Origin of the sequence: Pseudomonas sp. OV546 (assembly GCF_900116845.1) — a bacterium.
Taxonomy (GTDB): Bacteria; Pseudomonadota; Gammaproteobacteria; order Pseudomonadales; family Pseudomonadaceae; genus Aquipseudomonas; species Aquipseudomonas petroselini.
The window spans coordinates 56,510-81,701 of sequence record NZ_FPCE01000011.1 but is presented as its reverse complement, the minus strand read 5'-3'; the positions used below and the strand labels follow the sequence as shown (position 1 = coordinate 81,701).

The window sequence follows — 25,192 nt, the reverse complement described above, 5'->3', positions numbered from 1 at the left end:
TCAACTCGGAATATTAAGGCCACGGATCACTGCTGGCCGCGCAACAAAACCGTCCAGCGCGCGCAGTACATTGGGGAAGTCGGCAATGCCCACCAGGTCGCCGGATTCATAGAAGCCGATCAGGTTGCGAACCCACGGAAAGGTGGCGATATCGGCGATGCTGTAGGCGTCGCCCATGATCCAGGTGCGGCCCAGCAGGCGTTTTTCCAGGACGTCCAGCAGGCGCCGGGACTCAGCGGCGTAGCGGTCGCGAGGGCGCTTGTCTTCGTAGGCCTTGCCGGCAAATTTGTTGAAGAACCCCAGTTGGCCGAACATCGGGCCGATACCGCCCATCTGGAACATCAGCCACTGGATGGTTTCATAGCGGGTGGCCGGGTCTTCGGAAAGCAGTTGGCTGGTTTTCTCTGCCAGGTAGATCAGGATCGCACCGGACTCGAACAGCGCCAGCGGCTGGCCGCTGGGGCCATTGGGGTCAATGATGGCGGGGATTTTGTTGTTGGGGTTCAGGGACAGGAACTCGGGAGACAACTGGTCCTGCGTCTCGAAGCTGACTTTATGCGCCTCATAGGGCAGGCCCAGTTCTTCGAGCATGATCGATACTTTCACCCCGTTGGGCGTGGGCAGCGAGTACAGCTGCAAACGCTCGGGATGTTGAGCCGGCCATTTGCTGTTGATCGGGAAAGCGGCAAGCGGGTTCATTGGGAAGTCCCTGGGCAGAAAGCCCCATCATAATCATCCGCACGGTGTCCTGCATGGGTCATCAATGCGCAACATCGGCTGGCTATTATCCCTCGCAGGCGAACCAATACGCCTATGGGCACTCTCAAGTGCGCTTGTCCGGTGAATGGAGGCACCTCGCTACATCGACAGGGAACACCGCAGGACGCTGGATGCGTACTGGGCCGGGCTTGTCCGCCTTAATCCGATGCACTGAAGACTCGACACTCATGACAATCAAGCCTCTGTGCCTTGCGCTGCGCCTGAAACGATATTCATACATTATGTTACCGCTGCTGCTGGCAGGCGGCGCTGTTGGCCTGACCCTGGAATCGCGCATCAGCAGCGCCGAACCGGTGGATGGCGTACAAACCCTGGTTTTCCTGCGCCACGGCGAAAAACCCGTCGGTGGCCTGGGCCAACTCAATTGCCAGGGCCTCAACCGTGCGATGAACCTGGCCACAGTGCTCCCGGAAAAATTCGGCAAAGCCAATTTCGTCTTTGCGGCCAACCCGACACGGAATGTCGAGGAAGGCGAGCTAGACAATTCCTACAGCTATATTCGACCCCTGATGACCATCAGCCCCAGCGCCATCAAGTTGGGCCTGCCGGTGAACATCAAGTTTTCCGCGAATGACACCAGCGCCCTAGCTGACGAACTGGTCGAGGACAAATACCACAACTCCATCATCTACACCGCCTGGTCCCACGGCTACCTGCCGGAGTTGATCAACAAGGTGGCCAGTGAAGCGTCGGGGGAAAAACACACCATCACCCACGACTGGTCCGGCAGCGACTACGACACGCTGTATGTGTTGACGCTGACGTGGCACAACGGCAAGGCCTCGCTGCTGAGCCGCAACTACAAGCAAGGCTTGAACAACGGCGATCAGAGCTGCCCGGACCCTACGCAGGTCAGCGCGGAATCCTGACGGCAAAGGGCCGGCTGGGCTTCTGGGAGCTTAGGTATACGGGTATGGCGCTTGACCTGTGGCGAGGGAGCTCGCTCCCGCTGGCGGCCTGACCGACGACCGCCATCTAACGGTTAGACCGCGATCCAAATGTGGGAGGGGGCTTGCCCCCGATAGCGGTGTGTCAGTCAATTCATCAGGTGACTGATTCAGCACCATCGGGGCATAGGTATCTACACCACTCTAGGTACGGCGCTGGACCTGTGGCGAGGGAGCTTGCTCCCGCTGGCGGCCTGGCAGCTCACCTGGATGTTGGATCAGACCAGGTACATATCCGTTATGTAGGTAACGGCCACTATGGGTTCCGCTTTTACAGCGGCTCACTTTTGAAAAGCGCAAAAGTAAGCAAAACGCGCTTGCCCCAACACTCGGCACCTCGCTCACGCTCGGTGTGCCCGTAATCCGACAGGGATTTGGGGGGCCGCCTGAGATCAAAAGCTAGATCAAGATCACGATCAAGAGCGGCTCGCTTCACATCGTAGTTAGCGTAGCGAGCCGTCTGTTTCTGCTGTTACTGCCGGGCGGCGAGCAAGCGTTTGTGGCGGTTGCGGCGGGCGATGTTCAAGCATTCGATCGCTGCGGAGAACGCCATGGCCGCGTACACGTAGCCTTTAGGCACATGGGCACCGAAGCCTTCGGCGATCAGGGTCATGCCGATCATGATCAGGAAGCCCAGGGCAAGCATCACGACGGTCGGGTTGTCGTTGATGAACTTGGCCAACGGCTCAGCCGCCACCAGCATCACGATCACCGAGGTCACTACGGCAATGATCATGATCGGCAGGTGCTCGGTCATGCCCACGGCGGTGATGATGCTGTCGATGGAGAACACCAGGTCGAGCAGCAGGATCTGCCCGATGGCGGCGGCGAAGCCGATGGCGACCGTATTGCCGACGCTGGCTTTCTCTTCGGGCTCCGGGTCCATGCTGTGATGGATCTCGGTGGTCGCCTTCCACACCAGGAACAAACCACCGGCGATCAGGATCATGTCTTTCCACGAGAAGCCCTGGCCGAACACTTCGAACACCGGCGTGGTCAGTTGCACGATGAACGCGATGGTGCTCAACAGGCCCAGGCGCAATATCAACGCCATGCTGATACCAATACGGCGCGCCTTGGCCCGATGCTTCTCCGGCAATTTATTGGTGAGGATCGAGATAAAGATCAGGTTATCGATGCCCAGCACGATTTCCATGACGATCAAGGTGGCCAGGGCAATCCAGGCAGTGGGGCTGGCAGCCAGTTGTAAAAGGTAATCCATAGGTCAGTCCTGACGTTGTACGGGGAAGTTAGGCTTCTTTGCTGTTCGATTCAGACTCGTTTTCTTCCTGATCATCCTTTTTTTGTGGCGTGATCAGGCCGTTTGTCGCTTCACTCAACGCCTGCTCGGCGGCCTTGTGGGTGTCATCGATCGCTTGCTTGGCCGACTCGGTGGCTTTGCCCAGCACCTGCTGCGCACTTTTCTCGACCTGATCGCAACCGCTGATCACCACCAATGAAAGCGCAAGCAGCGCTGCCGTGCCCAGGGAATTGAGTTTCATGATGTCTTCCTCGTTAGAACCATTGGGTCCAAATAGTGGCCCCGCGATAGCGAGGCATTCTATGCAGGTGAACAGTTCAGGAAAATTCGTATTTTTCTCGCGTATACTTCGGTTTTTACGAAGTGATGGCCGCCATGCTCAATTACCGACAACTGCACTACTTTTGGGTGGTGGCCAAGACCGGCAGCATCGTGCGCGCCTGTGAGCAACTCAACCTCACGCCCCAGACGATCAGCGGGCAGATCAGCCTGCTCGAGCAGACCTTTGGTATCGCGCTGTTTCAGCGGGTCGGGCGCCAGCTTGAACTGACCGAAGCCGGGCGCCGGGCCCTGCCCTATGCCGAGCAGATGTTCCAGACCGGCAACGAACTGGAGGCCCTGCTGCGTGCACAACCCGATGAGCAGCAGATCCTGTTCCGTGTCGGCGTGGCGGACGTGGTGCCCAAGTCCATCGTCTACCGGCTGATCGCGCCGACCATGGAATTGAGTGAGCCGATCCGTATCACCTGCCGCGAGGACAAACTCGAACGCCTGCTGGCCGACCTGGCGATCCAGCGCCTGGACCTGGTGATTTCCGACAGCCCCATGCCCACCCACCTCGACATCAAAGGCTATAGCCAGAAGTTAGGCGAATGTGGCATCAGTTTTTTCGCCACCCAGGCGCTGGCTGACGCATACGGTGGTGATTTCCCACAGTGCCTGCACGGCGCACCGCTGTTGATTCCGGGTGCGGAAACCGTCGTGCGCAGCCGTTTGCAGCGTTGGTTTGCCGAGCAGCAGATTCAACCGAAGATCATCGGCGAGTTCGATGACAGCGCGTTGATGCAGGCATTCGGTCAATCCGGCAGTGGGATCTTTATCGCCCCCAGCGTGATTGCCGATGAAGTGGTGCGCCAGTACGGCGTGGCGCTGATTGGCCAGACCGTGGCCGTGACCGAGTCGTTCTACGCGATCTCGGTGGAGCGCAAGGTCAAGCACCCTGGCATCGTGGCGATTACCGAGGGCGCTCGACGGGAGCTGTTTACCACCCTGCCCTGAGCATAATGTGGGCGTGCTGCGGTGAGTGGGGCTTGTCCCCCGACGGGTTCACCGCCGACCCAAGGGCTGCTTCGCGGCCCAGCGCCGGGCAAGCCTGCTCACCACAACAAGCCCGCGCCCACATGAGTCAGGCACAGGTCGACATCGATTTCGCGGTCATCAGCCACAATGCGAGCAGGATCGACACCAGGATAAACCCCGACGCGGCAAAGCCCAGGCTGCCCAGGCCGAGGGTGTCGATCACATGGCCACCGACCATCGCGCCCAGGCCGATCCCCAGGTTGGCCCCGGCGATATTCAGCGACGCGGCAAACGCCGGCGCGTGGGGCGCGGCCTTCATCAAGCGCACATGGCTGACCAGGAACATCGCCGCCTGGGTCACGCCCCACACGGCCATCGCCGCCGCCAGGCCGACGGTGGAGTGAATCGCCGGCACCAGCGCGACCATGCCGGCGATCATAAAGCCGCAGAACACCATGGACGCAATCAACGGATGGCGGTCCACCGCGCGCCCGCCCAAGGAATTGCCGATCAAGCCGACTGCACCAAAGCCCATCAAGCACCAGCCCACCAACGTGCCGTCGAAACCGGCCAGGCGTTCAAGGATGTCGGCCAGGTAGGTGTACGCCGTGAACATGCCACTGAACACCAGGATCGACAGCAGGATATGACCCTGCATCAACGGATTGCGCAGGATCTTGAACTGCGAGCGCAACGTCACTTGATCGTTCTTGGGTTGGGTCACCGGCAGGTAGATAAACAGCAGCAAGGCCTTGGCCACCGCCACGATCGCAAGGATGGCAAACGCGCTGCGCCAGCCGAACATATCGGAAATCAGCGTGCCCACCGGAATGCCGAACACCGTGGCGCAGACGATGCCGAAACCGATCTTTTCGATGGCGCGCCCGGCGTATTCAGGGCCGACGATGTCCACTGCGGTTTCACTGGCCAAGGCCCAGAACACCGGTAAGCCCAACGCCGGAATCAACCGCGCCAGCGCCATCACCCAGATATTCGGTGCCAGCGCCGCCACCGTATTGGCCACGCCAAACATGATCAGGATGCTGATAAACAGCCGCTTGCGTGGGAAGCGCGCGCAGTACGCCGTGAGAAACGGACCAAAGGCCGCCACGGTAAACGCGAACAACGTCACCAGCAGCCCGGCCTGGGACACACTGACGTTCAAGTCACGGGCGATGGACGGCAGCAGGCCGACGATGACGAATTCTGTGGTCAGCACGGTAAAGCCGGCGGCCGACAGCAGCAGGATGGGAAACAACATGAAAACTCCAGAAACGACGACATCAACGACAGCCCTGAGGGCTCGCTGAAGGATAGGAAAAATGAGAGGACGCAATCTTAACAGGATTTTGCGAGAGCTTGGGCTCCTGGGTGACGCGATGCCGCACCACCAAGGACTTTTCCTACAGCATGCTAGACTTCGCGATCCGCGTCCTACAGCCCTTTCTGCCTGTGCCGCTGTGCCTCCAAAAACTAGAGACAAGTGTTTATGACTGCTGCCCCTTCCCTCCTGCATCGACTCGCGCGCGTCAGCCTGGTCACGCAAATCGTCATTGGCTTGATCGCCGGCATCCTGTTGGCCTTGCTGTTGCCCGAGGCCGCCAAGGCCACCGGATTTATCGGCAAGGTCTTCGTCGCGGCGCTCAAGGCCGTGGCACCGATCCTGGTATTTGTGCTGGTGATGGCGTCGATCGCCAACCATAAGCACGGCCAGGAAACCCATATCAAGCCGATCCTGTTCCTGTACTTGCTGGGCACCTTCGCCGCGGCCGTGGTCGCGGTGATCGCGAGTATGTGGTTTCCCTCTTCGTTGGTGCTGGCGACCCATGACGCGACCGTCAGCGCGCCGGGCGGCATTGGTGAAGTGCTGCAAAGCCTGCTGCTGAGCGTGGTGGACAACCCGGTCAGCGCGCTGATGAATGCCAACTTTATCGGCATCCTAGCCTGGGCCATCGGTATGGGGGTTGCCATTCGCCATGCGGGCGAAACCACCCGCACGGTGCTCGACGACCTGTCCAACGGCGTCACGCTGATCGTGCGCGTGGTGATCCGCTTTGCGCCGCTGGGCATTTTCGGCCTGGTGGCATCGACCCTGGCCACCTCCGGTTTCGGCGCCCTGCTCGGCTACGCCCACCTGCTGCTGGTGCTGATCGGCTGCATGCTGTTCGTGGCACTGGTGATCAACCCGGCCATCGTATTCTGGAAGCTGCGCCGCAACCCCTACCCACTGGTGCTGATGTGCCTGCGCGAAAGCGGGATCACCGCGTTCTTCACCCGCAGTTCGGCGGCGAACATCCCGGTCAACCTGGCGTTGAGCAAACGCCTGGGCTTGCATGAAGACACCTACTCGGTATCGATCCCGCTCGGCGCCACCATCAACATGGCCGGTGCCGCGATCACCATCACCGTGCTGACCCTGGCGGCCGTGCACACCTTGGGCATTGCCGTCGACCTGCCGACTGCCGTGCTGCTCAGCGTGGTCGCGGCCATCTGCGCCTGCGGCGCTTCCGGCGTGGCTGGCGGTTCGCTGCTACTGATTCCGCTGGCGTGCAGCCTGTTTGGCATCCCCAGTGAGATTGCCATGCAGGTGGTGGCTGTCGGTTTCATCATCGGCGTGCTGCAGGATTCGGCGGAAACCGCGCTCAATTCGTCGACTGACGTGTTGTTCACCGCGGCTGCTTGCCTGGGCAAGGAAGAACAACCGGCTTAAATGCCAGGCGAAAAAAAGCCCGGGGGCGTTCACTGAAGAACGACCCCGGGCTTTTTTGTGACTGGATGCTTAGAAAGCGCCCATGTAATCGCGCTTGCCCACTTCCACACCGTTATGGCGCAGCAAGGCATAAGCCGTGGTGACGTGGAAGAAGAACTGCGGCAGGCCGTAGGTCAGCAGGTAGGACTGGCCGCTGAAGCGCTTCTCTTTCGGCGTGCCGGGACGGGTGATGATCTCGATGCCTTCCTTGCCGTCGATCTGCTCTGGCTTGATGGTATCGACAAACGCCAGCACCTTGGCGATCAGCGCCTGCAGGTCGGCGAAGGTAACTTCGGTGTCTTCATATTTCGGCACTTCGATCTCGGCCAGGCGTGCGGAAACGCCCTTGGCGAAGTCGACGGCGATCTGCACCTGGCGCACCAGTTGGAACATGTCCGGGAACAGGCGTGCTTGCAGCAGCGCGTTCGGCTCGATGTTCTTGGCGGTGGCGTGGGCTTCAGCCTTGGTCAACACGCCGCTCAGGGCGGTGAGCATTTGCTTGAAGACCGGGATGGAGGCGGCGTACAGGGAAATAGTCATGGCAGTCTCATGGTTATGGCACGGTTTGAACCAGCGGCGATTATAGACATGCTCGCCGCTTGTCTTTTATTTTTTCGGGATTAGGCTAAGGACCTTCACAGCATAGGGAAAGCGCGATGACCGCCGAGCACGACACCGACACGCCTGAGCCGCGCCTCAACAGCACGGAAATCCGCATCCTGGGCTGCCTGATCGAAAAACAGGCAACCAACCCGGAAACCTACCCCTTGACCCTCAACGCCCTGGTGCTGGCCTGCAACCAGAAAACCAGCCGCGAGCCGGTGATGAACCTCAGTCAGGGCCAGGTCGGCCAGAGCCTGCGTGTGCTCGAAGGCCAAGGCTTTACCCGCTTGGTCATGGGCAGCCGTGCCGACCGCTGGGAGCATCGCGTGGACAAGGCGCTGGAACTGGTGCCGGCCCAGGTGATCCTGACCGGGCTGCTGTTTTTGCGCGGGCCGCAGACCGTCAATGAACTGCTGACCCGCAGCGGGCGCATGCACGACTTCGAAGATGCCGAGCAGGTGGTGCACCAACTGGAGCGCCTGATTGCACGGGGGCTGGCGTTACTGGTGCCGCGTCAGGCGGGGCAGCGGGAAGATCGTTATACCCATGCGCTGGGGGACCCGGCGGATATCGAGGTGATTATCGCGGCACGCGGGAGTCCGGTGGAGCGCGGGGCTGGCAGTGGCGTGTCTGTGGAACGCATCGAAGAACTGGAAGCGCGGATTGCACTGCTGGAAGAGCGGCTGGCCAAATTGGAGCCGCTGTAACGCGGAAAAAATATGGGAGGGAGCCTGCCCCCTCCCACAGTTGATTTTCAGTGCTCTTTAGGTTCGGGCGAATGCCACGGCTTTTTCGAACTGCTCCTGCGTCGGTCGTACCCCGGTGTAAAGCACAAACTGCTCCAACGCCTGGATTGCTATCACTTCCAACCCCGTGATCACTCGCTTGCCCTTGGCGCGCCCGCGCACGATCAGCGGCGTTTCGGAGGGGATCGCCACGACATCGAAAAGGGTGTCGGCCGCGTCGATAGCATTCGCCTCAAATGCCAACGCCTGCGCTTCGGGCCCGCCGGTCATGCCGATGGGCGTGACGTTGATCAGCATCTGCGGGCGCAAGTCCCCCAGTTCGGCTTGCCACTCATAACCCAAATGCTTTGCCAACGCCCGGCCCGCCGTCTCGTTGCGCGCGACGATGACGCCATTGGCGTAACCACCGTCGCGCAAGGCACTGGCCACGGCCTTGGCCATGCCACCGCTGCCATGCAGGGCAAACGTGTAGTCCTTCGGCACCGCGTGCTTTTTCAGCAACTGCTCGATGGCGATGTAGTCGGTGTTGTAGGCCTTGAGGTGCCCATCGGTGTTGACGATGGTGTTCAGGGAATCGATGGCTTGAACCGAATCGTCGAGTTCGTCCACTAAGGCAATGGCGGCCTCCTTGAACGGCATGGACACCCCGCAGCCGCGTACGCCCAGCGCCCGGATACCACCGATCGCGCCGGGCAAATCCTGGCTGCTGAAGGCTTTATAGTAGAAGTTCAGACCCAGCTGTTCGTACAGATGGTTATGAAAACGCAGGCCGAAATTACCAGGGCGCGCCGACAGTGACATGCACAGCCGAGTGTCCTTGTTGGGGTGCATCTGCATGGGTAACTCCTTTGAGTAAGCAAATCGGTACAGACCTTACACAACCTTTACCTAGCGGCTGTGCTGTTTTTCAGAAATACGTTGTCTTAAAAGTATCCCCGCGACATTACTTGAGTCTATTGATTACAGACCACAAGCGCAGGGGCTAACCGAGGAATGACCATGATTCGTACAATCCCCAAGATCGCCTTGCTTGTTGGCGCACTCGCTATGGCAGGCCAAGCCTCCGCCCACGGTGGTGGTTGGGGTGGCCCGGCCGTATTGGGTGCTTTAGTCGGCGCCGCAGTCGTGGGCTCCGTGGTTGCCAGCCAGCCGCGTGAGGTCTATGTGCAGCAGCCGGTGTATGTGCAACCGCAGCCGGTGTATGCCGCTCCGCCGCCGGTCTATTACGCACCCCCACCACCGGTGTATGTGCAACAACAGGTTTACTACCGTCCGGCGCCGGTTTATTACGGCCCACCGCGTGGCTACTACGGCCCTCCCCACGGCTACTACGGCCGCGGCTGGTAATCGACTGATCTGAAACAGGCCTCGCAGGTTGCGGGGCCTTTTTTTGCCTGGATTTTGTCTGGTAAGTCTGGATTTATCGCGCCAAGGTCGTTCCGAGGACAATGCCAGACGCGTATTCGCACATCATCGACATCAATGTCTACTTGCCCGAACGGGCCTCGCGCTGTCATGTTTATGTCACGACATACTTCCACTATCGATTCTGTCCACTCAATAACAACAAGGACGACTGACCATGCCCACGCAAAACCCACACCGCACCGCCGGCCTCTGTACATCCAGCAAGGTCTACAGCGCCCTCACCGAGCTCAAGCACCTGGAAGGCCACCGCAGCGCCAAGTTCCTCGCGCTGCTGGCGGAAAACCTGGTGCGCAAAGGCCTGCTCAGCGAGCAGGAAGTGGTGAACATGCTCGACCAGGTCGTGGACTGACGCCTCGCGTCGATGTCGACTATCGAGCCAGGTGATTTTTCCTCGGCCGCCCAGCCCCGTAAGGTGACCCCCATAGCGATTGGAGGTCCTTATGCCCACTGTTCAGATCATGTCCGTCATCGGCAGCGCCGTCCCCGCCCCACTTCGGGAGCTGGGTTTGCTCGCGTGCTGGTACGTAGTTCGCGATGGCGAGGCCATCAGCGGCCCGCTCACGTCCTTGTCCGCAGCCGAAAAACAGCTGCAACAAGCCTCGACCTTCAGGCTGCATGCCTAGGTTTACGGTAATGGCAATTTGACTCGCGGCTTGCTTTCCACAAACAACGCCCAGCTGGACATGAACAGCGCCGCCACCAGCGGCCCGATGACAAAGCCGTTCAAGCCAAACACCGACAGGCCGCCCAGGGTCGAGATGAGGATCAGGTAGTCCGGCATCTTGGTGTCCTTGCCCACCAGGATCGGGCGCAGCACGTTGTCCACCAGGCCGATCACAAACACGCCAAACAGCGCCAGCACGACGCCCTGCCAGATCGAACCGCTCAACAGGAAGTAAGCGGCCACCGGCCCCCACACAATCCCGGCGCCCACCGCAGGCAGCAACGACAGAAACGCCATCAGCACCGCCCAGAGCAACGCACTGGGGATATCCAGGAACCAGAAGATCAACCCGCCCAACGCGCCCTGGGTCACGGCCACCAGCACGTTGCCCTTGACCGTGGCACGCACCACGCGATTGAACTTGAGTTGCAACCGGCGCTTCTGCGGCTCGGCCAACGGCACCGCCGTGCGCACCTTGCGCACCAGCTCCGGGCCATCGCGCAGCAGGAAGAACAGCAGATACAGCATGATGAAAAAGCTCACCAGGAAATCAAACGTGCCCTGGCCGAAGCTGAACGCCTGGGTCGCAAAGAACTGGCTGCCTTGCATTGCGCTCTTGACGATTTTCTCCCGCAAGCCTTCCAGGTTCCCCATGCCAAAGCGGTCGAGCAGGTGCTGGAAGTACGGCGGCAGCACGTTCTTGAACTGCTCGATATACCCCGCCACGTCCAGCTTGCCGCTTTCCACATTTTTATAAAGCGTCGCGCCCTCTTGCACCAGCAAGGCACTGGTGATGATCACCGGCAGGATCGCGATGATCAGGCAGGCACTCAAGGTCGCCAGGGAGGTGAAGTTGCGGTTCCAGCCAAAGCGCTGCTGCAGGCGACGCTGCATCGGGGCAAAGATGATGCCGAGGATCACCGCCCAGAACACTGCGCCGTAGAACGGCAGCAATATCCAGATGAAGGCGATGGTCACAAGGCCCAGGAGCAACAGCAGGGTTTTGAATTGCAGGTTGGTTTGATTCATGTCCGATCCATGTCAGAAAAGCAGCAGCCCCGTGTAGGCCCCGTTGCTTAGTCCGCAGCGAAACCTGGGAGTGCCCCTGGGTTATCGAACAAGCATAGACCGCCTCACTTGAGGGCTTTAGCTTCGTCCAATAACGCCTGGATCATCTGTTCCTGAACCTCATAACGACCTTCGCCAAAGTGGGTGTAACGCAGTTGCCCGTCGGCGTCGAACAGGTAATGGGCGGGCCAGTACTGGTTGTCGAAGCTGCGCCAGATCGCGTAGTGGTTGTCGACAGCCACCGGGTAAGTGATACCCAGCTTGCGCACCTGGTCCTTGACGTTGCTGAGGATGCGCTCGTAGCCGTATTCCGGGGTGTGCACGCCGATCACCACCAAGCCCTGCTGCCCATACTTCTGCGCCCATTGCTTCACATAGGGCAGCGTGTGCTGGCAGTTGATGCAGTCGTAGGTCCAGAAATCCACCAGCACCACTTTGCCCTTCAAGGATTCGCGCGTGAGTTCGGGTGAGTTGAGCCACTCGACCGCGCCGTACAGCGACGGCATCGCGCCCTGCGCGTTAGCCGGTACCGGATCGGCCTTGACCTTGCTCACCCGGTCATCCACCCCCTTGGGAACCTGTTCCAGCACGCCTTTTTCCAAGCTGCTGACGCCTTCGGACGACGTACCCGCGAGCAGGGTTTTGTCGGCCCCGGTGGACATCACCACCGCCGCCGCCAGTACCGCCACCCCTGCCCCACGGCGCAGCCAGCCGGTGACCGGAATCGAGGCCCTGAGCCGGTTGACCAGGCCGCGTCCCGCAACAATCAAGGTGCCCAGCGACAACGCGCTGCCCAAACCATATGCCACCAGCAACACGCTGGTCTGCGCATTCGCGCCTTGCAGCATCGCACCGGTCAGAATGACGCCCAGGATCGGTCCGGCACACGGCGCCCACAGCAAGCCGGTGGCGACGCCGATCAACAGCGATTTGAGCGCGCCGGACTGTGCACGGTGGTCGGGGTCAATGCGGTTGCCCAACAGCACGAACGGCCGCGCCAACCAGGCGCCAACCCGCGCCGAGATCAACGACAGCGCAAACAGCACCATCACCATCAGCGCCCCTTGGCGGCCGGTATTACTGGCCTGTGCCACCCACTCACTGCTGGTCACCGCCAGGCTGGACACCAGCGCGAAGGTCAGGACCATGCCGCCAAGCGTCAGCAGGATCGAACGGCGGGTTCGGCCAACCCCGACGAACAGAAACGGCACCACCGGCAGGATACAAGGGCTGAGGACGGTCAGGATGCCGCCCAGGAATGCGATCAGTAGCATGATGTTCACCTTATGGCCGCAAGCAATCAGTTATCGCCGATGCAACCGTCGCCGAACTTGAGGTAGTCCAGCACCTGGGTCCTGTCGTGGGAGTCCAGGTAGGTCATGCGCGCATTGACCACGCCGCAGGCTGGCGTGGGATCCTGAGTCATGGACACTACCTGCTTGATGTCCAAGTGAGTGCTGTAGTCGTAGGTGTGCGCAGTGACGCTGGCTTCGGCGCGGGCCGACAAGGTGCAGACATTCAGGGCAGCACACAGGCAGGCGGCGTACATGGCGTTGGTGTTCATGGCGTTAGGCTCCAGGGTTCGATGACGAGAGGCGGTGTGCCTCGCTGGAATCCATTAGAAGGCCCGCAGGTATCGCGTCTGTGTCGAAAACCCGTGCGTGTAAATCCCCACGTATCCACGCCGCCCGTCGATACACAGCGATACAAAAAGCTCAAAGGACGACCTGGATCAATAAACCGCCGCTGCCGCTCGGCTACCTTCGCGACCTTTTGCGACCCGTGCCCATGCCTCCCATCCTCGCCCCCGAACTGCTCGCCCCCGCCGGCACCCTGAAGAATATGCGCTACGCCTTCGCCTATGGCGCCGATGCGGTGTACGCCGGCCAGCCGCGCTACAGCCTGCGGGTACGCAACAACGAGTTCGACCACGCCAACCTGGCCCTCGGCATCCAGGAAGCCCACGCCCTGGGCAAGCGTTTCTACGTGGTGGTCAACATCGCCCCCCACAACGCCAAGTTGAAGACCTTCCTCAAGGACCTGGCCCCGGTGATCGCCATGGGCCCGGATGCACTGATCATGTCCGATCCGGGGCTGATCATGCTGGTGCGCCGCCACTTCCCGCAGATGCCTATCCACTTGTCGGTGCAGGCCAATACGGTCAACTGGGCGAGCGTGGAGTTCTGGCAGCAGCAAGGGATCTGCCGGGTGATCCTGTCACGGGAATTGTCCCTGGAAGAAATCGACGAGATTCGCCAGCAAGTACCGGCCATGGAGCTGGAAGTGTTTGTACACGGCGCCCTGTGCATGGCTTATTCCGGGCGCTGCCTGCTCTCGGGCTATATGAACAAGCGCGATGCCAACCAGGGCACCTGCACCAACGCCTGTCGCTGGAAGTACCAGGCGACCCCGGCGGTGGAAAACGCCACGGGCGATATCGTCCAGGAATGTCAGCCCACGCTGGGCATAGGCGCGCCCACCGACCACGTCTTCCTGCTGCAAGAAGCCAACCGCCCTGATGAACAGATGCCCGCCTTCGAAGACGAGCACGGCACCTACATCATGAACGCCAAGGACCTGCGCGCCGTGCAGCATGTGGAGCGCCTGACCCACATGGGCGTGCATTCGCTGAAGATCGAGGGCCGCACCAAATCGCACTTCTACTGCGCGCGCACCACCCAGGTGTATCGCCAGGCGATCGACGATGCGGTAGCCGGTCGCGCTTTCGACCGCCACCTGATGACCGACCTCGAATCCCTGGCCCAGCGCGGCTACACCGAAGGCTTCCTGCGCCGCCATGTGCACGACGAATACCAGAACTACCAGAACGGCAGTTCGGTGTCGGAGCGCCAGCAATTCGTCGGGGAGCTGACCGGCGAGCGTCGGGGCGAGTTGGCCGAGGTCAAGGTGAAGAACCGTTTTGCCGTGGGCAATCATCTGGAATTGATGACGCCCGCCGGGAACTTTCACTTTGACCTGGCCACCTTGCACACCATCAAGGGCGAGGCCATCGACGTGGCGCCGGGGGATGGGCACACGGTGTATGTGCCGCTTCCGGCCGAGATGGACGTGCGCTTTGGTTTGCTGATGCGCGACGTCTAACGGGTCGCCACGCAGAACCGGTGGATCGCCGCGCAGGCTTGGCGCAACGAACCCTCATCCAAGGCGTAGGCGATCCGCAGGTACGGCGCCAGGCAGTTGCAGGAAATCCAGTGCATCGGAAACCGTGTGGGTATCGAGTTCAGCCAGGCGTTGAAGCGGGTCGGTAAGGTCGGCAAGTGACATGAGATGAGCCCCTGTTGTGGTAAGGGCTCACGTCTCACTGAGGGGCGGTGATAGGTATATTCGTATTAACGTTAGGCCAACATACGCTGAAGCTATGGCTGATCAGATCCTGAACTGGCCGACCAGTTGCCCCAAACGCTGACCCAGATCCGCCAGGCTGCGCGAGGTCTGGGCACCCAGTTGGGTCTCATCGGCGACGCTGTCCACCGCCACGGCGATCTGATGCACGCTGCGATTGATCTCTTCGGCCACGGCGGTCTGCTCTTCGGCGGCGCTGGCGATCTGCGCGTTCATCGAATTGATGGTGCCGATCAACTGCGCCATGGTGTCCAGGGACGCCCCGGCTTCGTTGGCCTTGGCCGAGGTGCCGTCGCCAGCATCGCTGGAGCGGCGCATGGCGTCCACGGCGGCTTCGGTGCCTTTTTGCAGGCGGTCGATCATGCCCTGGATTTCCTGGGTGCTGGTCTGCGTGCGGCTGGCCAGCGCGCGCACTTCATCCGCCACCACCGCAAAACCACGCCCGGCCTCCCCTGCCCGTGCGGCCTCGATCGCGGCGTTGAGCGCCAGCAGGTTGGTCTGTTCAGCAATAGAGCGGATCACGCTGAGCACACTGACGATGGAGGACACGTCCTGTTGCAAGCTGTCGAGGGACACGCCGCTGCTGCGGATGTCGTTCACCAGCGCATGGATCTGCGCGATGCTGCCGTCTACCACGCGCTTGGCGGCCTGGCCTTCGGCATCGGTTTGCTGGGCGGCCACCGAAGCGCCTTGGGCGCTGCGCGCCACTTCTTGCGCGGCGGACGACATCTGGTTGATCGCGGTGGCGACTTGGTCGGTCTCGTGGCGCTGGCGCTCCATGGCCTGCTCGGAGCGCTGGGCCTGATCGGAGACCTGGCTGACCAGGCCGGTGAGTTGGGTGGTCATCTCGGTGATCTGGCGCACCAGGCCGTGGATCTTGTCGACAAAACGGTTGAACGCGCCCGCCAGATCGCCCAGCTCGTCCTGGCTGGTGATGGCCAGGCGGCGGGTCAGGTCGCCCTCCCCGGCGGCGATATCGTCGAGGTTGGCTTTCATCAGGTGCAGCGGGCGCAGGATGGTATTGGCCATGACCATACCGACGGCCGCGATCACCAACAGCACCACCACGGCCACGCCGAGAATGCTCAGCAGCACGCCTTCCATGCGTTTCTCAACCTTGGCTTCGACCACGGCGACCTGGGCCTCGATGCCATCCAGGTTCACCGACGTACCAATGACCATGTCCCATTTGGGCAGGTATTCGGTGTAGCCCATCTTCGGCACCAGTTCGGTCTGCCCCGGCTGGGTCGAGCTGTATTGCAGGTAGTGGGTGCCGTCCTTGCCGACCTTGACCAAGTCACGGTTGACGTAAACACCATTGGGGTCGCGGTTGTCCTTGAAGCTCTTGCCGACGCCGTCGGGGCTGTTGCCCTTGAACAGGCGAATGGTCTCGGAGTCGTAGCCGAAGAAGTAGCCATCTTTGCCGTAGCGGGTGTTGGACAGCAGCTTGACCACCTCGGTACGCGCGGCGGTATCACCGGGGGCCGCCGCGTCGTAGAGCGGTTTGATGGTGGTCATGGCCACTTCGACATAACTTTGCAGAGTGGCCTTGGCATCGTTGAGCAGGCGCTGGCGGGTTTCCTCCACCTCGTTGCGCGCCTGACCCTGCAGGATCCAGACGGTGGTCAGGCTGATGACCACGGCGAACAGCAACACCGGCACTACGGCGAGTGAAAGGACTTTGGCCTTGAGGCTCAGACGCATGGCTTTTCTCTCTTATTAGGCGACTTGAAAAGCTATCGGCCGCACAAGAGATATCTGTAGTGAGCGGGCTTGCCCCGCGCTGGGGGGCGAAGCCGCCCCAAACCAGGCACTGATGTCTCCCTGAGAAAATGGGATGGATCTATTTGGGGCGGCTTCGCCCCCCAGCGCGGGCGGTGCGACGATTCGACAAGCCCGCTCACTACAAGTCAGAAGATCAAAGGGTCATTGCCGCCAGCCAGCCGAACGCCAGCAACGGGAGGTTGTAGTGCAGGAACGTCGGCACCACGGTGTCCCAGATGTGGTGGTGCTGGCCGTCGATGTTCAGGCCGGAGGTGGGGCCGAGGGTGGAGTCCGAGGCCGGTGAGCCGGCGTCGCCCAAGGCACCCGCCGTGCCGACGATGCACACGATGGCCACCGGGCTGAAGCCCAGTTGCACGCACAGCGGCACAAAAATCGCCGCCAGGATCGGCACCGTGGAAAACGACGAACCGATGCCCATGGTCACCAGCAAACCCACCAGCAACATCAGCAGCGCGCCCACCCCACGGCTATGGCCGATGAACGCCGCCGAGGTTTCCACCAGCGAACGCACGTCACCGGTGGCCTTGAGCACTTCGGCGAAGCCCGACGAGGCAATCATGATGAAGCCGATCATCGCCATCATCTTCATGCCTTCGGTGAACAGGTCGTCGGTGTCGCGCCAGCGCACGATGCCCGACACCGAGAAGATCAAAAACCCGGCCAGGGCGCCGATGATCATCGAGTCCAGCCACAGTTGGATGATGAACGCCGAGGCAATCGCCACGCCGGCCACCAGCAGGGTCAGCGGGTTGTATTGCACCGCGACCTGTTCGACCCGCTCGATTTTCTCCAGGTCGTACACGCGCTTTTTGCGGTAGCTGACAAACACCGCCACCAGCAGGCCAACCACCATGCCCAGCGCCGGCAGGCTCATGGCGTGAGTGACGTTGACTTGGCTGATATCCACCCCGCTCTTGGCCACGTTGGCCAGCAGGATCTGGTTGAGGAAGATATTGCCGAAACCTACCGGCAGGAACATGTAGGGCGTGATCAGGCCGAAGGTCATCACACAGGCGATCAGGCGGCGGTCCAGTTGCAACTTGGTCAGCACGTAGAGCAGCGGCGGCACCAACAGCGGGATGAACGCGATATGGATCGGCAGGATGTTCTGCGAGGCAATCGCCACCACCCACAGGAGGCCAATCAACAGCCATTTGACGTGACTGCCGCCGGTGGCTTCCTGGCGGTCGACCAGCAGCAGCGCCTTGTCGGCCAGGGCGTGGGCCAGGCCGGATTTGGCAATCGCTACGGCGAAAGCGCCGAGCAAGGCGTAGGACAACGCCACAGTTGCACCACCGCCCAAGCCGCCATTGAAGGCTTTGAGCGTGGCGTCGATACCCAGGCCACCGGTAAGGCCACCGACCAGGGCACCGACGATGATGGCGATGACCACATGCACGCGGGACAGGCTGAGCACCAGCATGGTGCCGACCGCGGCAATGACTGCGTTAATCATGGTTACCTCAAGCAGAAACATAAAAAACAGGCATGCCCGCGCCCAGGCAGCCATCGGATGGCAGCCAGCGTGCAGGCTTGAAGGAGGTCTTATTAGAGGGCGCGCACTTTGCAGCAGGTGGGCCCGCATGTCAAAAAACCTGTGGTGAGGATGACTGTTTTAATAAAGAAACCTCTGAAACCGCCGATACAGAGCCTCTGTTTGTATTTTAGGTTAAGGATTTCCGATGTCGCTTAGGCAGCTCTCTATTCAATGGAAAATCACCCTGCTCGCCGGCCTGTGCCTGCTGGGGATCGTGACCCTGCTGGTGGGTCTTTCGTTGTATCGCATGGCGCAGAGCTCTCAGCAGGTCAAAGCCTCCAGCATGCAGATGCTGGATGAAGCCGCCCAGGCGCGCATCGAGGCGCAGGGTGAAGTGCAAGCGTTGGGCATTCGTCGCCAATTCATGGACGCCTACCAATACGGCCACGGTTTTTCCCGCCAGGTGCTGTTTTTGCGTGAGCAGGCTGAAAAGCGCTTCCTCGACGCCTTCGACACCCGTGAAGACCTGACCCGCCAAGTCAAGGCCGCCCTGCAGGCCAACCCGGACTTGCTCGGTTTATCCCTGGTGTTCGAAGCCAACGCCCTGGACGGCAAGGATGAGTTATTCGCCGGCCAGGCCGAACTGGGCAGTAATGACAAGGGCCGCTTCGCCCTGTACTGGTCGCAACCGACGCCGGGCAAGCTGACCTCGATGGCGTTGCCGGAAAGCGACATGTCCAATACCCAGCTCAGCCCCAGCGGCGAGAAGGCCAACGCCTGGTTCACCTGCCCGCGTACGACCCTCAAACCCTGCGTGATCGAGCCCTACTTCTACAAGATCGATGGGCAAAACGTGCTGATGACCAGCATCGTCTTCCCGCTGATGGTCAATGGCAACGTCATCGCTTCGTTGTCGGTGGACATCAACCTCAACAGCCTGCAGGCCGTGAGCCAACAGGCCAGCCAGAAGTTGTATGACGGTCAGACCCAAGTCAGCATCCTCAGCCCCACCGGCTTGCTCGCCGGCTACAGTCCGGACGCGAGCAAACTCAGCCAGCGCCTGGACCAGGTCGACACCACCAACGGTGCGCAGTTGATCAGCGCCCTGGCCGGCAGTACACAGATCCGCAGCCTGCGCAGCGACCATCAGCTCAAGGTACTGGCACCGTTTGCGCCGATTCCGGAGGGCAAACCGTGGGGCGTGTTGCTGGACGTGCCAGAGAACGTCCTGGTGGCCCCCGCCGAAGCGCTGAAAGCCCAACTGGATGCCGACAATGCCAAGGGCACCCTGCTGGAACTGAGCCTGGGCCTGATTGCAGCCGTGGTCGGCCTGATCCTGGTGTGGCTGATGGCGCGCAGTGTGACCCGGCCGATCCTCGGCGTGGCACACATGCTCGAAGACATCGCCAGCGGCGAAGGCGACCTGACTCGCCGCCTGGCCTACGACAAACAGGATGAGCTGGGCCAACTGGCCGGCTGGTTCAACCGTTTCCTCGACAAGCTGCAACCGATCATCGCCGAGGTGAAACGCTCGGTGCAGGACGCCCGTGGCACCGCCGACCAGTCCGCCGCCATTGCCACGCAAACCAGCGCCGGCATGGAACAGCAGTACCGCCAGGTCGATCAGGTGGCCACCGCCTCCCACGAAATGAGCGCCACCGCCCAGGACGTGGCGCGCAGCGCGGCGCAGGCGGCGCAAGCGGCCCGCGAAGCCGACCAGGCGACCCGCGACGGCCTGACCGTGATCGACCGCACCACCGCCAACATCGGCCACCTGGCGGCGGACATGAGCACCGCCATGGCCCAAGTCGAAGGCCTGGCCGCCAATAGCGAGAAGATCGATTCGGTGCTGGAAGTGATTCGCGGCATCGCCGAGCAGACCAACCTGCTGGCCCTCAACGCCGCCATCGAAGCCGCCCGCGCCGGTGAGGCCGGCCGTGGCTTTGCGGTGGTGGCCGACGAAGTGCGCAACTTGGCGCAACGCACCCAGGAATCGGTGGAAGAAACCCGCCTGGTGATCGAGCAGTTGCAAAGCGGCACCGTCGATGTCGTCGGCGCCATGGGTAACAGCTATCGCCAGGCCCAGGGCAGCGTCGAACAAGTCGGCGAGGCCGTGACTGCCCTGCGTCAGATTGGCGATGCGGTCACAGTGATCAGCGACATGAACCTGCAAATCGCCAGCGCCGCCGAAGAACAAAGCGCGGTGGCCGAGGAGATCAACAGCAACGTGGCGACCATTCGCGATGTGACCGAGTCGCTGTCGGAGCAGGCGAATGAGTCGGCCAGGGTGAGCCAGGCGTTGAACAGCCTGGCGAATCAACAACAGGGGTTAATGGACCAGTTCCGCGTCTGAGCGACTGCACGCCACCTGACCTGACGCAGATCAACAGTGGGAGGGGGCTTGCTCCCGATAGCGATGAATCAGTCGATAGAGGCGTTGGCTGACACACCGACATCGGGAGCAAGCCCCCTCCCACGGGGTAATTCGATCAGCACTTTCAGCCCACCCAACTCACTTTCGTGCAACTGCAACACCCCGCCCCACACCTCGACAATGTCCCGCACGATCCCCAACCCAAGGCCGTGGCCGTCTATCTGTTCATCCAGGCGCGCGCCACGGCTGAACACCTGGTCACGCTGCGCTTCGGGGATGCCGGGACCGTCATCTTCCACCGCCAACCGGTAGCTGTGCTCAGTCTCGATGATGCTCAGGCGCACATCGGCGTCCGCCCATTTGCAGGCGTTGTCCAACAGATTGCCGAGCAGTTCCAACAGATCTTCACGGTCCCAGGGCAACTGCAGGCCGGGCGCAGCGTGGTAGCTGAGGTCCAGGTGCTCGCCGTGGATCATGGTCAGGGTGGCGAGCAGGCCAGGCAGTTCTTTATCGCAATCGAACAACGCACCGGGCAGGGTTTCACCCGCCAGGCGGGCGCGGTTGAGTTCGCGGTTGAGGCGTTGTTGCACCTGCTCCAACTGGTCACGCAACAGTTTGCTCACCTCAGGACGATCTTTGAGCGCTTCGCTCGATGCCGCGCTCAACAGCACTGCCAACGGGGTTTTGAGCGCGTGGCCAAGGTTGCCGAGGGCATTGCGCGAGCGCTTGAGGCTGTCTTCGGTGTGGGCCAGCAAGTGGTTAATCTGCGCCACCAACGGCTCCAGCTCCAGCGGTACCTGGGTGTCGAGCTGCGAACGTTGGCCCTGCTGCAGTTGGGCGATCTGGTTGCGGGCGGTTTCCAGCGGGCGCAATGCGCGGCGTACGGTGACCCGCTGCAGGACCAACACCAGCAGCAGCGCCGCCAACCCCAGCACCAGGCCGATCTGACGCATCAGGCGGAAGCTTTCACGCACCGGGGTGTAGTCCTGGGCCACGCTGATGGAAATCGACTGGCCGAAGCGTTTGTAGTCCGAACGCAACACCAGCAATTGCTGGCCTTCCGGGCCCAGTTGCAGATTGCCCTTGAGCCCGATCTCGGGCAGGCGCGGCAGTTCCTGGTCCCATAAGGAGCGGGAGCGCCAGTGGGTCTCGGCAAAATCGATGCGGAAGTAGTGCCCGGAAAACGGCCGCTGATAGGCCGGCGACAGGCGTTGTTCATCCAGCTGCACGCCGTTGGGTCCGCGCACCAGAGCCACCAGCAGGTTTTCGGCATCGTTGCGCAGACCAGCTTCCAGGTAGCGCTGCAAACCGGCTTCGAACAACCACAGGCTGGTCTGCGCCAGCACCACGCCGACGACCACCATCACACTGATAAGGCCCAGGCTCAGGCGCCGCTGGATCGACCTCATGCAGGGTTGGCGCCAAACCGGTAACCCTGGCCGCGCCGGGTCTCGATCACGCTGCGGCCCAGCTTGCGGCGCAGGTGATTGACGTGCACTTCCAGCACATTGGAATCCCGCTCGGTCTCGCCATCGTACAGGTGCTCGGCCAGGTGGCTTTTCGACAGGATCTGTTCGGGGTGCAGCATGAAATAGCGCAACAGGCGGAATTCGGCGGCGGTCAGCTGGATCTCGGCGCCATCGCGCAACACGCACTGGCGGCCTTCATCCAAGTGCAGGCCGGCGGCTTGCAACGTGGGCTGGTTAGTTTGGCCATGGGAACGGCGCAACAACGCCTGGATACGCAGGTATAACTCTTCAGGGTGAAAGGGTTTGGCCAGGTAATCGTCCGCGCCGGCCTTGAGCCCTTCGATGCGCTCGGCCCAGGAATCGCGGGCGGTGAGAATCAGCACCGGGATTGCCAACGCGGCGGCACGCCACTGTGCCAGCACCTCGAGTCCAGGCAGGCCGGGCAGGCCAAGGTCGAGAATGATCAGGTCGTAGGGCTCGCTTCGCCCCTGGTAAACGGCATCGCGCCCGTCGGCCAGCCAATCGACGGCATAGCCCTGGCGCTGGAGGCCAGCCAACAGTTCATCGGCCAAGGGTACGTTGTCTTCCACCAGCAGCAGGCGCATCAGTCTTCCTCGTCTTTGATCAGCACACCGGTGCTCGCGTCCAGCTTGATCTCGCGCACCACACCGTCGGTGGTCACCAGTTCCACTTCATAGGCATATTGCCCGTGTTTCTTTTCCAGCTCGGCTTCCAGCAGGCGTGAGCCGGGATAGCGCGCCATGGCCTGATGCAACAGCTGTTCGAGCGGCAGGATTATTCCCTGCTGGCGCAGTGCCAAGGCTTCATCCTGATTGAGGTCGCGGGCCGCCAAGCTGGAGCAAAATGCCATGAGCACCAGCGCCACGCGACTGCCGGCGCGTAAATTTACCTTCATTACGTATCCTGATGATTCTTGAGAACCTGCCCGGTGAGCGCGTCCAATTCAACATCCCATTCGATGCCGTGGGCATCTTCCAATTCGACCTCGTAGACGTACTTGCCATAGGCCTCGTCCAGGTCGGTATCCAGCAGTGTTGAACCGGGGTGCAGGGCCAGGGCCGCCGCTTCCAGTTGATCAAAGGCGACAATAGTAACAGTGGCCGGCACTTTCAGTGGCTTGTCGGGGTCCACGGCTCGGGCCTGGGTCGCCGTGAGAGCGATGATACCGGCGGCAACCAGAGCGGTGAGGCGCTTCATGATAAGTCTCCGTTACAGGATGTTTTCCTACGCCAGCCACCGTACGCGCTGCAACTTAACTGAAACTGAATTGCCACCATGGCAATTCCAGCCCAGGCCTTTTTCCCTCATCCCGCGAGATTTTCTATACTGCCCCGCTCGCTTCAACAGAGACCGGTATGACAGCCATCCACATCAAGTTTCCCGCCCTGACCCTCAAGGCCGGCAAACGCGCCTTTGCCCGGATTTGCGAGCAAGGCCTCAAGCCTGCCGATGTCGGCATCCTGCCCGGCGCGGCCGGTGGCCCCAAGGCGCTGGGTATCCAGGGCCTGGACCTGGCGCTGTTCGGCGACTGGCTGCCCCGCGCACCACGCGAGCGGGCGCTGATCGGCGCGTCCATCGGTTCCTGGCGGTTTGCCAGCGCCTGCCTGCCCGACCCGGTGCAAGGCCTGCTGGACCTTGGCCGCTTATATAACGAACAGCGCTTTGCCAAAGGCGTGACCATGGCCGAAGTCAGCCACAGCTGCCGGCGCATGCTCGACGACCTGCTGGCCGGCCGCGATGCACGGGTGCTGGACAACCCGGACTACCGCCTCAACATCATGGTGGTCAAGAGCCATGGCCTGCTTGCCGATGACCACCGTGGGCGCCTCGGGCTGGGCCTGTCCTCAGTAATCGCCGACAACCTGCGCGGCCGCGCGCGGCTGTCGCGGCACTTCGAACGGCTGATCATCCACGACCCACGCCAGGCCCCGCCCGTGCACCCGCTAAAGGATTTCCCCTCGCGCTTCCTGGCCCTGGAACTGGGCAACCTGCGCCAGGCACTGCTGGCATCGGGCTCAATCCCGATGGTCATGCAAGGCGTGCGCGACCTGCCCGGCGCGGGCGCCGGCACCTACCGCGACGGCGGCCTGCTGGACTACCACCTCGACCTGCCCTACCACGGCGATGACATCGTGCTGTACCCGCACTTCACCGACCGGGTCATCCCCGGCTGGTTCGACAAGGGCCTGCCGTGGCGGCGCAGCAATCCACAGGGCCTGCAGGACGTGTTACTGCTGGCGCCATCCAAGGACTACCTCGCCCGTCTGCCCCACGGCAAACTCCCGGACCGCAGCGACTTCAAGCGCTTCATGGGCGACGACCCAAGCCGCAACAAATACTGGCAGACAGCGATGAGCGAAAGCCGGCGGCTAGGGGATGAGTTTCTGGCATTGGCGGATAACGGTGCATTGGGCGAGAGACTACAAGTCTTGTAGACGGCGGCTTACCAGCGATAACCAACGTTATCGACACAACTGTGCAGCCCCTCAACCACTAACCACGATGCGAAGCGAGCCGCTCTTGATCGTGATCTTGATCTCGCTTTTGATCTCAGGCGCCCCGTCAAACACGCTGGCCGGAATTCGACAGGGATTTGGGGGGTAAACCGGCAGGGATGCCGGTTTAGCCGCCCCGCGCCATGGATGGCGCGTGGCGGCGGCCCCCCAAATCCCTGTCGGATTACGGGCACACCGAGCCTAGGCGAGGTGCCGAGTGTTGGGGCGAAGCGTTTTTGGTTACTTTTGGCGCTCTTCCAAAAGTGACCCGCTGTAAAAGCGGAACCCATAGTGGCCGTTACCCAAATAACGGATATGTACCCGGTCTGATCCAACATCCTGGTCGTCTGCCAGGCAGCCAGCGGGAGCAAGCTCCCTCGCCACAGGTCCTGCGCCATAGCCAGAATTGTGTAGATACCGAGGCCCCGATGGCGCTGAATCAGTCGCCTGATGAATCGACTGACACAGCGCTATCGGGGGCAAGCCCCCTCCCACATTTGGATCGCAGCCTAACCGTTAGATGGCGCTCGGCTGTCAGGCCGTCAGCGGGAGCAAGCTCCCTCGCCACAGGTCCAGCGCCATAACCAGAATTGTGTAGATACCGATGTCCCGATGGCGCTGAATCAGTCACCTGATGAATCGACTGACACACCGCTATCGAGG

The 25,192-nt window shown here is 61.5% G+C and carries 25 protein-coding genes and 2 pseudogenes; 11 read left to right on the top strand and 16 right to left on the bottom strand.

What is annotated here, in order from left to right; genetic code table 11:
• Positions 1-699: a glutathione S-transferase N-terminal domain-containing protein gene (locus BM403_RS22965; protein ID WP_012723384.1), complete on the bottom strand. Its 699-nt coding sequence runs from the start codon at positions 697-699 to the stop codon at positions 1-3.
• Between the two features lie 248 nt (positions 700-947).
• Here BM403_RS22965 and BM403_RS22960 point away from each other — a divergent pair, with 248 nt between their 5' ends.
• The gene (locus tag BM403_RS22960) at positions 948-1,649 is read left to right on the top strand and encodes a hypothetical protein (protein ID WP_064055478.1); all 702 of its coding nucleotides are present in this window, start codon (positions 948-950) and stop codon (positions 1,647-1,649) included.
• Between the two features lie 550 nt (positions 1,650-2,199).
• Here BM403_RS22960 and BM403_RS22955 read toward each other — a convergent pair.
• Both BM403_RS22955 and BM403_RS22950 read right to left on the bottom strand, forming a co-directional pair.
• Positions 2,200-2,949 (bottom strand): TerC family protein, encoded by a 750-nt coding sequence (locus tag BM403_RS22955; protein WP_012723382.1) that lies wholly within the window; start codon positions 2,947-2,949, stop codon positions 2,200-2,202.
• A 28-nt stretch (positions 2,950-2,977) separates the two neighbouring features.
• Positions 2,978-3,229: a hypothetical protein gene (locus BM403_RS22950; RefSeq protein WP_012723381.1), complete on the bottom strand. Its 252-nt coding sequence runs from the start codon at positions 3,227-3,229 to the stop codon at positions 2,978-2,980.
• A 134-nt stretch (positions 3,230-3,363) separates the two neighbouring features.
• Between BM403_RS22950 and nhaR the strand changes: the two genes are divergently transcribed.
• Positions 3,364-4,266, top strand: a complete 903-nt coding sequence (nhaR, locus tag BM403_RS22945; protein ID WP_012723380.1) for a transcriptional activator NhaR — start codon at positions 3,364-3,366, stop codon at positions 4,264-4,266.
• 127 nt (positions 4,267-4,393) lie between these two features.
• Here nhaR and BM403_RS22940 read toward each other — a convergent pair whose 3' ends face one another.
• Positions 4,394-5,548: an MFS transporter gene (locus tag BM403_RS22940; RefSeq protein ID WP_012723379.1), complete on the bottom strand. Its 1,155-nt coding sequence runs from the start codon at positions 5,546-5,548 to the stop codon at positions 4,394-4,396.
• A gap of 228 nt (positions 5,549-5,776) precedes the next feature.
• Between BM403_RS22940 and sstT the strand changes: the two genes are divergently transcribed.
• Positions 5,777-6,997, top strand: a complete 1,221-nt coding sequence (sstT, locus tag BM403_RS22935; protein ID WP_046036838.1) for a serine/threonine transporter SstT — start codon at positions 5,777-5,779, stop codon at positions 6,995-6,997.
• A gap of 69 nt (positions 6,998-7,066) precedes the next feature.
• Here the strand turns inward: sstT and BM403_RS22930 are convergent, their stop codons facing one another.
• On the bottom strand, positions 7,067-7,576 hold the full coding sequence (locus BM403_RS22930) for a DUF1993 domain-containing protein (protein WP_010211342.1): 510 nt from the start codon (positions 7,574-7,576) through the stop codon (positions 7,067-7,069).
• A 116-nt stretch (positions 7,577-7,692) separates the two neighbouring features.
• Here BM403_RS22930 and BM403_RS22925 point away from each other — a divergent pair, with 116 nt between their 5' ends.
• Complete coding sequence (locus BM403_RS22925; RefSeq protein WP_012723375.1) at positions 7,693-8,346, top strand: YceH family protein; 654 nt, start codon at positions 7,693-7,695, stop codon at positions 8,344-8,346.
• Positions 8,347-8,403: 57 nt separating this feature from the next.
• On the opposite strand, the gene BM403_RS22920 is transcribed toward BM403_RS22925, so the two are convergent.
• A complete protein-coding gene (locus BM403_RS22920) occupies positions 8,404-9,222 on the bottom strand; it encodes a shikimate 5-dehydrogenase (protein WP_093545004.1) in 819 nt (272 codons plus the stop codon).
• A gap of 156 nt (positions 9,223-9,378) precedes the next feature.
• On the opposite strand from BM403_RS22920, the gene BM403_RS22915 reads away from it, so the two are divergent.
• The 3 genes from BM403_RS22915 to BM403_RS22905 all read left to right on the top strand — a co-directional run bounded on the left by BM403_RS22915 (position 9,379) and on the right by BM403_RS22905 (position 10,436).
• The gene (locus BM403_RS22915; RefSeq protein WP_012723373.1) at positions 9,379-9,732 is read left to right on the top strand and encodes a hypothetical protein; all 354 of its coding nucleotides are present in this window, start codon (positions 9,379-9,381) and stop codon (positions 9,730-9,732) included.
• Between the two features lie 235 nt (positions 9,733-9,967).
• A complete protein-coding gene (locus tag BM403_RS22910; RefSeq protein ID WP_010211349.1) occupies positions 9,968-10,162 on the top strand; it encodes a hypothetical protein in 195 nt (64 codons plus the stop codon).
• Between the two features lie 91 nt (positions 10,163-10,253).
• Positions 10,254-10,436: a hypothetical protein gene (locus BM403_RS22905; protein ID WP_012723371.1), complete on the top strand. Its 183-nt coding sequence runs from the start codon at positions 10,254-10,256 to the stop codon at positions 10,434-10,436.
• A 2-nt stretch (positions 10,437-10,438) separates the two neighbouring features.
• Here the strand turns inward: BM403_RS22905 and BM403_RS22900 are convergent, their stop codons facing one another.
• From BM403_RS22900 to BM403_RS22890, 3 genes are all read right to left on the bottom strand, one after another.
• Positions 10,439-11,506: an AI-2E family transporter gene (locus BM403_RS22900; protein ID WP_012723370.1), complete on the bottom strand. Its 1,068-nt coding sequence runs from the start codon at positions 11,504-11,506 to the stop codon at positions 10,439-10,441.
• A gap of 104 nt (positions 11,507-11,610) precedes the next feature.
• Complete coding sequence (locus BM403_RS22895) at positions 11,611-12,819, bottom strand: cytochrome c biogenesis protein DipZ (RefSeq protein WP_043205129.1); 1,209 nt, start codon at positions 12,817-12,819, stop codon at positions 11,611-11,613.
• A 26-nt stretch (positions 12,820-12,845) separates the two neighbouring features.
• On the bottom strand, positions 12,846-13,109 hold the full coding sequence (locus BM403_RS22890) for a DUF2790 domain-containing protein (protein WP_012723368.1): 264 nt from the start codon (positions 13,107-13,109) through the stop codon (positions 12,846-12,848).
• 224 nt (positions 13,110-13,333) lie between these two features.
• Between BM403_RS22890 and yegQ the strand changes: the two genes are divergently transcribed.
• Positions 13,334-14,647 (top strand): prephenate-dependent tRNA uridine(34) hydroxylase TrhP, encoded by a 1,314-nt coding sequence (yegQ, locus tag BM403_RS22885; protein ID WP_012723367.1) that lies wholly within the window; start codon positions 13,334-13,336, stop codon positions 14,645-14,647.
• 285 nt (positions 14,648-14,932) lie between these two features.
• Here yegQ and BM403_RS32625 read toward each other — a convergent pair whose 3' ends face one another.
• From BM403_RS32625 to BM403_RS22875, 3 genes and pseudogenes are all read right to left on the bottom strand, one after another.
• On the bottom strand, positions 14,933-15,688 hold the full coding sequence (locus tag BM403_RS32625) for a methyl-accepting chemotaxis protein (RefSeq protein ID WP_371914030.1): 756 nt from the start codon (positions 15,686-15,688) through the stop codon (positions 14,933-14,935).
• A gap of 102 nt (positions 15,689-15,790) precedes the next feature.
• Positions 15,791-16,612: pseudogene (locus BM403_RS32620) on the bottom strand (cache domain-containing protein); the annotation flags it as partial.
• A 214-nt stretch (positions 16,613-16,826) separates the two neighbouring features.
• The gene (locus tag BM403_RS22875) at positions 16,827-18,146 is read right to left on the bottom strand and encodes a Na+/H+ antiporter family protein (RefSeq protein WP_162471077.1); all 1,320 of its coding nucleotides are present in this window, start codon (positions 18,144-18,146) and stop codon (positions 16,827-16,829) included.
• Positions 18,147-18,375: 229 nt separating this feature from the next.
• Here BM403_RS22875 and BM403_RS32615 point away from each other — a divergent pair.
• Positions 18,376-19,665: pseudogene (locus BM403_RS32615) on the top strand (HAMP domain-containing protein); the annotation flags it as partial.
• Between the two features lie 102 nt (positions 19,666-19,767).
• The gene (locus BM403_RS32610) at positions 19,768-20,523 is read left to right on the top strand and encodes a methyl-accepting chemotaxis protein (RefSeq protein WP_370636136.1); all 756 of its coding nucleotides are present in this window, start codon (positions 19,768-19,770) and stop codon (positions 20,521-20,523) included.
• Positions 20,524-20,591: 68 nt separating this feature from the next.
• Here BM403_RS32610 and BM403_RS22865 read toward each other — a convergent pair whose 3' ends face one another.
• The 4 genes from BM403_RS22865 to BM403_RS22850 are packed head-to-tail and all read right to left on the bottom strand — an operon-like array spanning position 20,592 to position 23,231.
• On the bottom strand, positions 20,592-21,953 hold the full coding sequence (locus tag BM403_RS22865) for a sensor histidine kinase (RefSeq protein WP_093545001.1): 1,362 nt from the start codon (positions 21,951-21,953) through the stop codon (positions 20,592-20,594).
• Positions 21,950-22,618, bottom strand: a complete 669-nt coding sequence (locus BM403_RS22860) for a response regulator transcription factor (protein WP_012723362.1) — start codon at positions 22,616-22,618, stop codon at positions 21,950-21,952. The genes BM403_RS22865 and BM403_RS22860 overlap by 4 nt, the downstream gene beginning before the upstream one ends.
• Entirely contained in the window at positions 22,618-22,929 is a 312-nt protein-coding gene (locus tag BM403_RS22855; RefSeq protein WP_012723361.1) for a PepSY domain-containing protein, read from the bottom strand. The genes BM403_RS22860 and BM403_RS22855 overlap by 1 nt, the downstream gene beginning before the upstream one ends.
• Positions 22,929-23,231: a PepSY domain-containing protein gene (locus BM403_RS22850; RefSeq protein WP_012723360.1), complete on the bottom strand. Its 303-nt coding sequence runs from the start codon at positions 23,229-23,231 to the stop codon at positions 22,929-22,931. Before BM403_RS22850 ends, BM403_RS22855 begins: the two co-directional genes overlap by 1 nt.
• A 158-nt stretch (positions 23,232-23,389) precedes the next feature.
• Between BM403_RS22850 and BM403_RS22845 the strand changes: the two genes are divergently transcribed.
• On the top strand, positions 23,390-24,469 hold the full coding sequence (locus BM403_RS22845) for a hypothetical protein (protein ID WP_093544999.1): 1,080 nt from the start codon (positions 23,390-23,392) through the stop codon (positions 24,467-24,469).
• Positions 24,470-25,192: the final 723 nt, after the last annotated feature.

Excerpts from the sequence above, each read along its gene's own strand:
- BM403_RS22965 (WP_012723384.1), bottom strand. The coding sequence starts at position 699 with ATGAACCCGCTTGCCGCTTTCCCGATCAACAGCAAATGGCCGGCTCAA.
- BM403_RS22960 (WP_064055478.1), top strand. The coding sequence starts at position 948 with ATGACAATCAAGCCTCTGTGCCTTGCGCTGCGCCTGAAACGATATTCA.
- BM403_RS22955 (WP_012723382.1), bottom strand. The coding sequence starts at position 2,949 with ATGGATTACCTTTTACAACTGGCTGCCAGCCCCACTGCCTGGATTGCC.
- BM403_RS22950 (WP_012723381.1), bottom strand. The coding sequence starts at position 3,229 with ATGAAACTCAATTCCCTGGGCACGGCAGCGCTGCTTGCGCTTTCATTG.
- nhaR (WP_012723380.1), top strand. The coding sequence starts at position 3,364 with ATGCTCAATTACCGACAACTGCACTACTTTTGGGTGGTGGCCAAGACC.
- BM403_RS22940 (WP_012723379.1), bottom strand. The coding sequence starts at position 5,548 with ATGTTGTTTCCCATCCTGCTGCTGTCGGCCGCCGGCTTTACCGTGCTG.
- sstT (WP_046036838.1), top strand. The coding sequence starts at position 5,777 with ATGACTGCTGCCCCTTCCCTCCTGCATCGACTCGCGCGCGTCAGCCTG.
- BM403_RS22930 (WP_010211342.1), bottom strand. The coding sequence starts at position 7,576 with ATGACTATTTCCCTGTACGCCGCCTCCATCCCGGTCTTCAAGCAAATG.
- BM403_RS22925 (WP_012723375.1), top strand. The coding sequence starts at position 7,693 with ATGACCGCCGAGCACGACACCGACACGCCTGAGCCGCGCCTCAACAGC.
- BM403_RS22920 (WP_093545004.1), bottom strand. The coding sequence starts at position 9,222 with ATGCAGATGCACCCCAACAAGGACACTCGGCTGTGCATGTCACTGTCG.
- BM403_RS22915 (WP_012723373.1), top strand. The coding sequence starts at position 9,379 with ATGACCATGATTCGTACAATCCCCAAGATCGCCTTGCTTGTTGGCGCA.
- BM403_RS22910 (WP_010211349.1), top strand. The coding sequence starts at position 9,968 with ATGCCCACGCAAAACCCACACCGCACCGCCGGCCTCTGTACATCCAGC.
- BM403_RS22905 (WP_012723371.1), top strand. The coding sequence starts at position 10,254 with ATGCCCACTGTTCAGATCATGTCCGTCATCGGCAGCGCCGTCCCCGCC.
- BM403_RS22900 (WP_012723370.1), bottom strand. The coding sequence starts at position 11,506 with ATGAATCAAACCAACCTGCAATTCAAAACCCTGCTGTTGCTCCTGGGC.
- BM403_RS22895 (WP_043205129.1), bottom strand. The coding sequence starts at position 12,819 with ATGCTACTGATCGCATTCCTGGGCGGCATCCTGACCGTCCTCAGCCCT.
- BM403_RS22890 (WP_012723368.1), bottom strand. The coding sequence starts at position 13,109 with ATGAACACCAACGCCATGTACGCCGCCTGCCTGTGTGCTGCCCTGAAT.
- yegQ (WP_012723367.1), top strand. The coding sequence starts at position 13,334 with ATGCCTCCCATCCTCGCCCCCGAACTGCTCGCCCCCGCCGGCACCCTG.
- BM403_RS32625 (WP_371914030.1), bottom strand. The coding sequence starts at position 15,688 with ATGGAGCGCCAGCGCCACGAGACCGACCAAGTCGCCACCGCGATCAAC.
- BM403_RS32610 (WP_370636136.1), top strand. The coding sequence starts at position 19,768 with ATGGAACAGCAGTACCGCCAGGTCGATCAGGTGGCCACCGCCTCCCAC.
- BM403_RS22865 (WP_093545001.1), bottom strand. The coding sequence starts at position 21,953 with ATGAGGTCGATCCAGCGGCGCCTGAGCCTGGGCCTTATCAGTGTGATG.
- BM403_RS22860 (WP_012723362.1), bottom strand. The coding sequence starts at position 22,618 with ATGCGCCTGCTGCTGGTGGAAGACAACGTACCCTTGGCCGATGAACTG.
- BM403_RS22855 (WP_012723361.1), bottom strand. The coding sequence starts at position 22,929 with ATGAAGGTAAATTTACGCGCCGGCAGTCGCGTGGCGCTGGTGCTCATG.
- BM403_RS22850 (WP_012723360.1), bottom strand. The coding sequence starts at position 23,231 with ATGAAGCGCCTCACCGCTCTGGTTGCCGCCGGTATCATCGCTCTCACG.
- BM403_RS22845 (WP_093544999.1), top strand. The coding sequence starts at position 23,390 with ATGACAGCCATCCACATCAAGTTTCCCGCCCTGACCCTCAAGGCCGGC.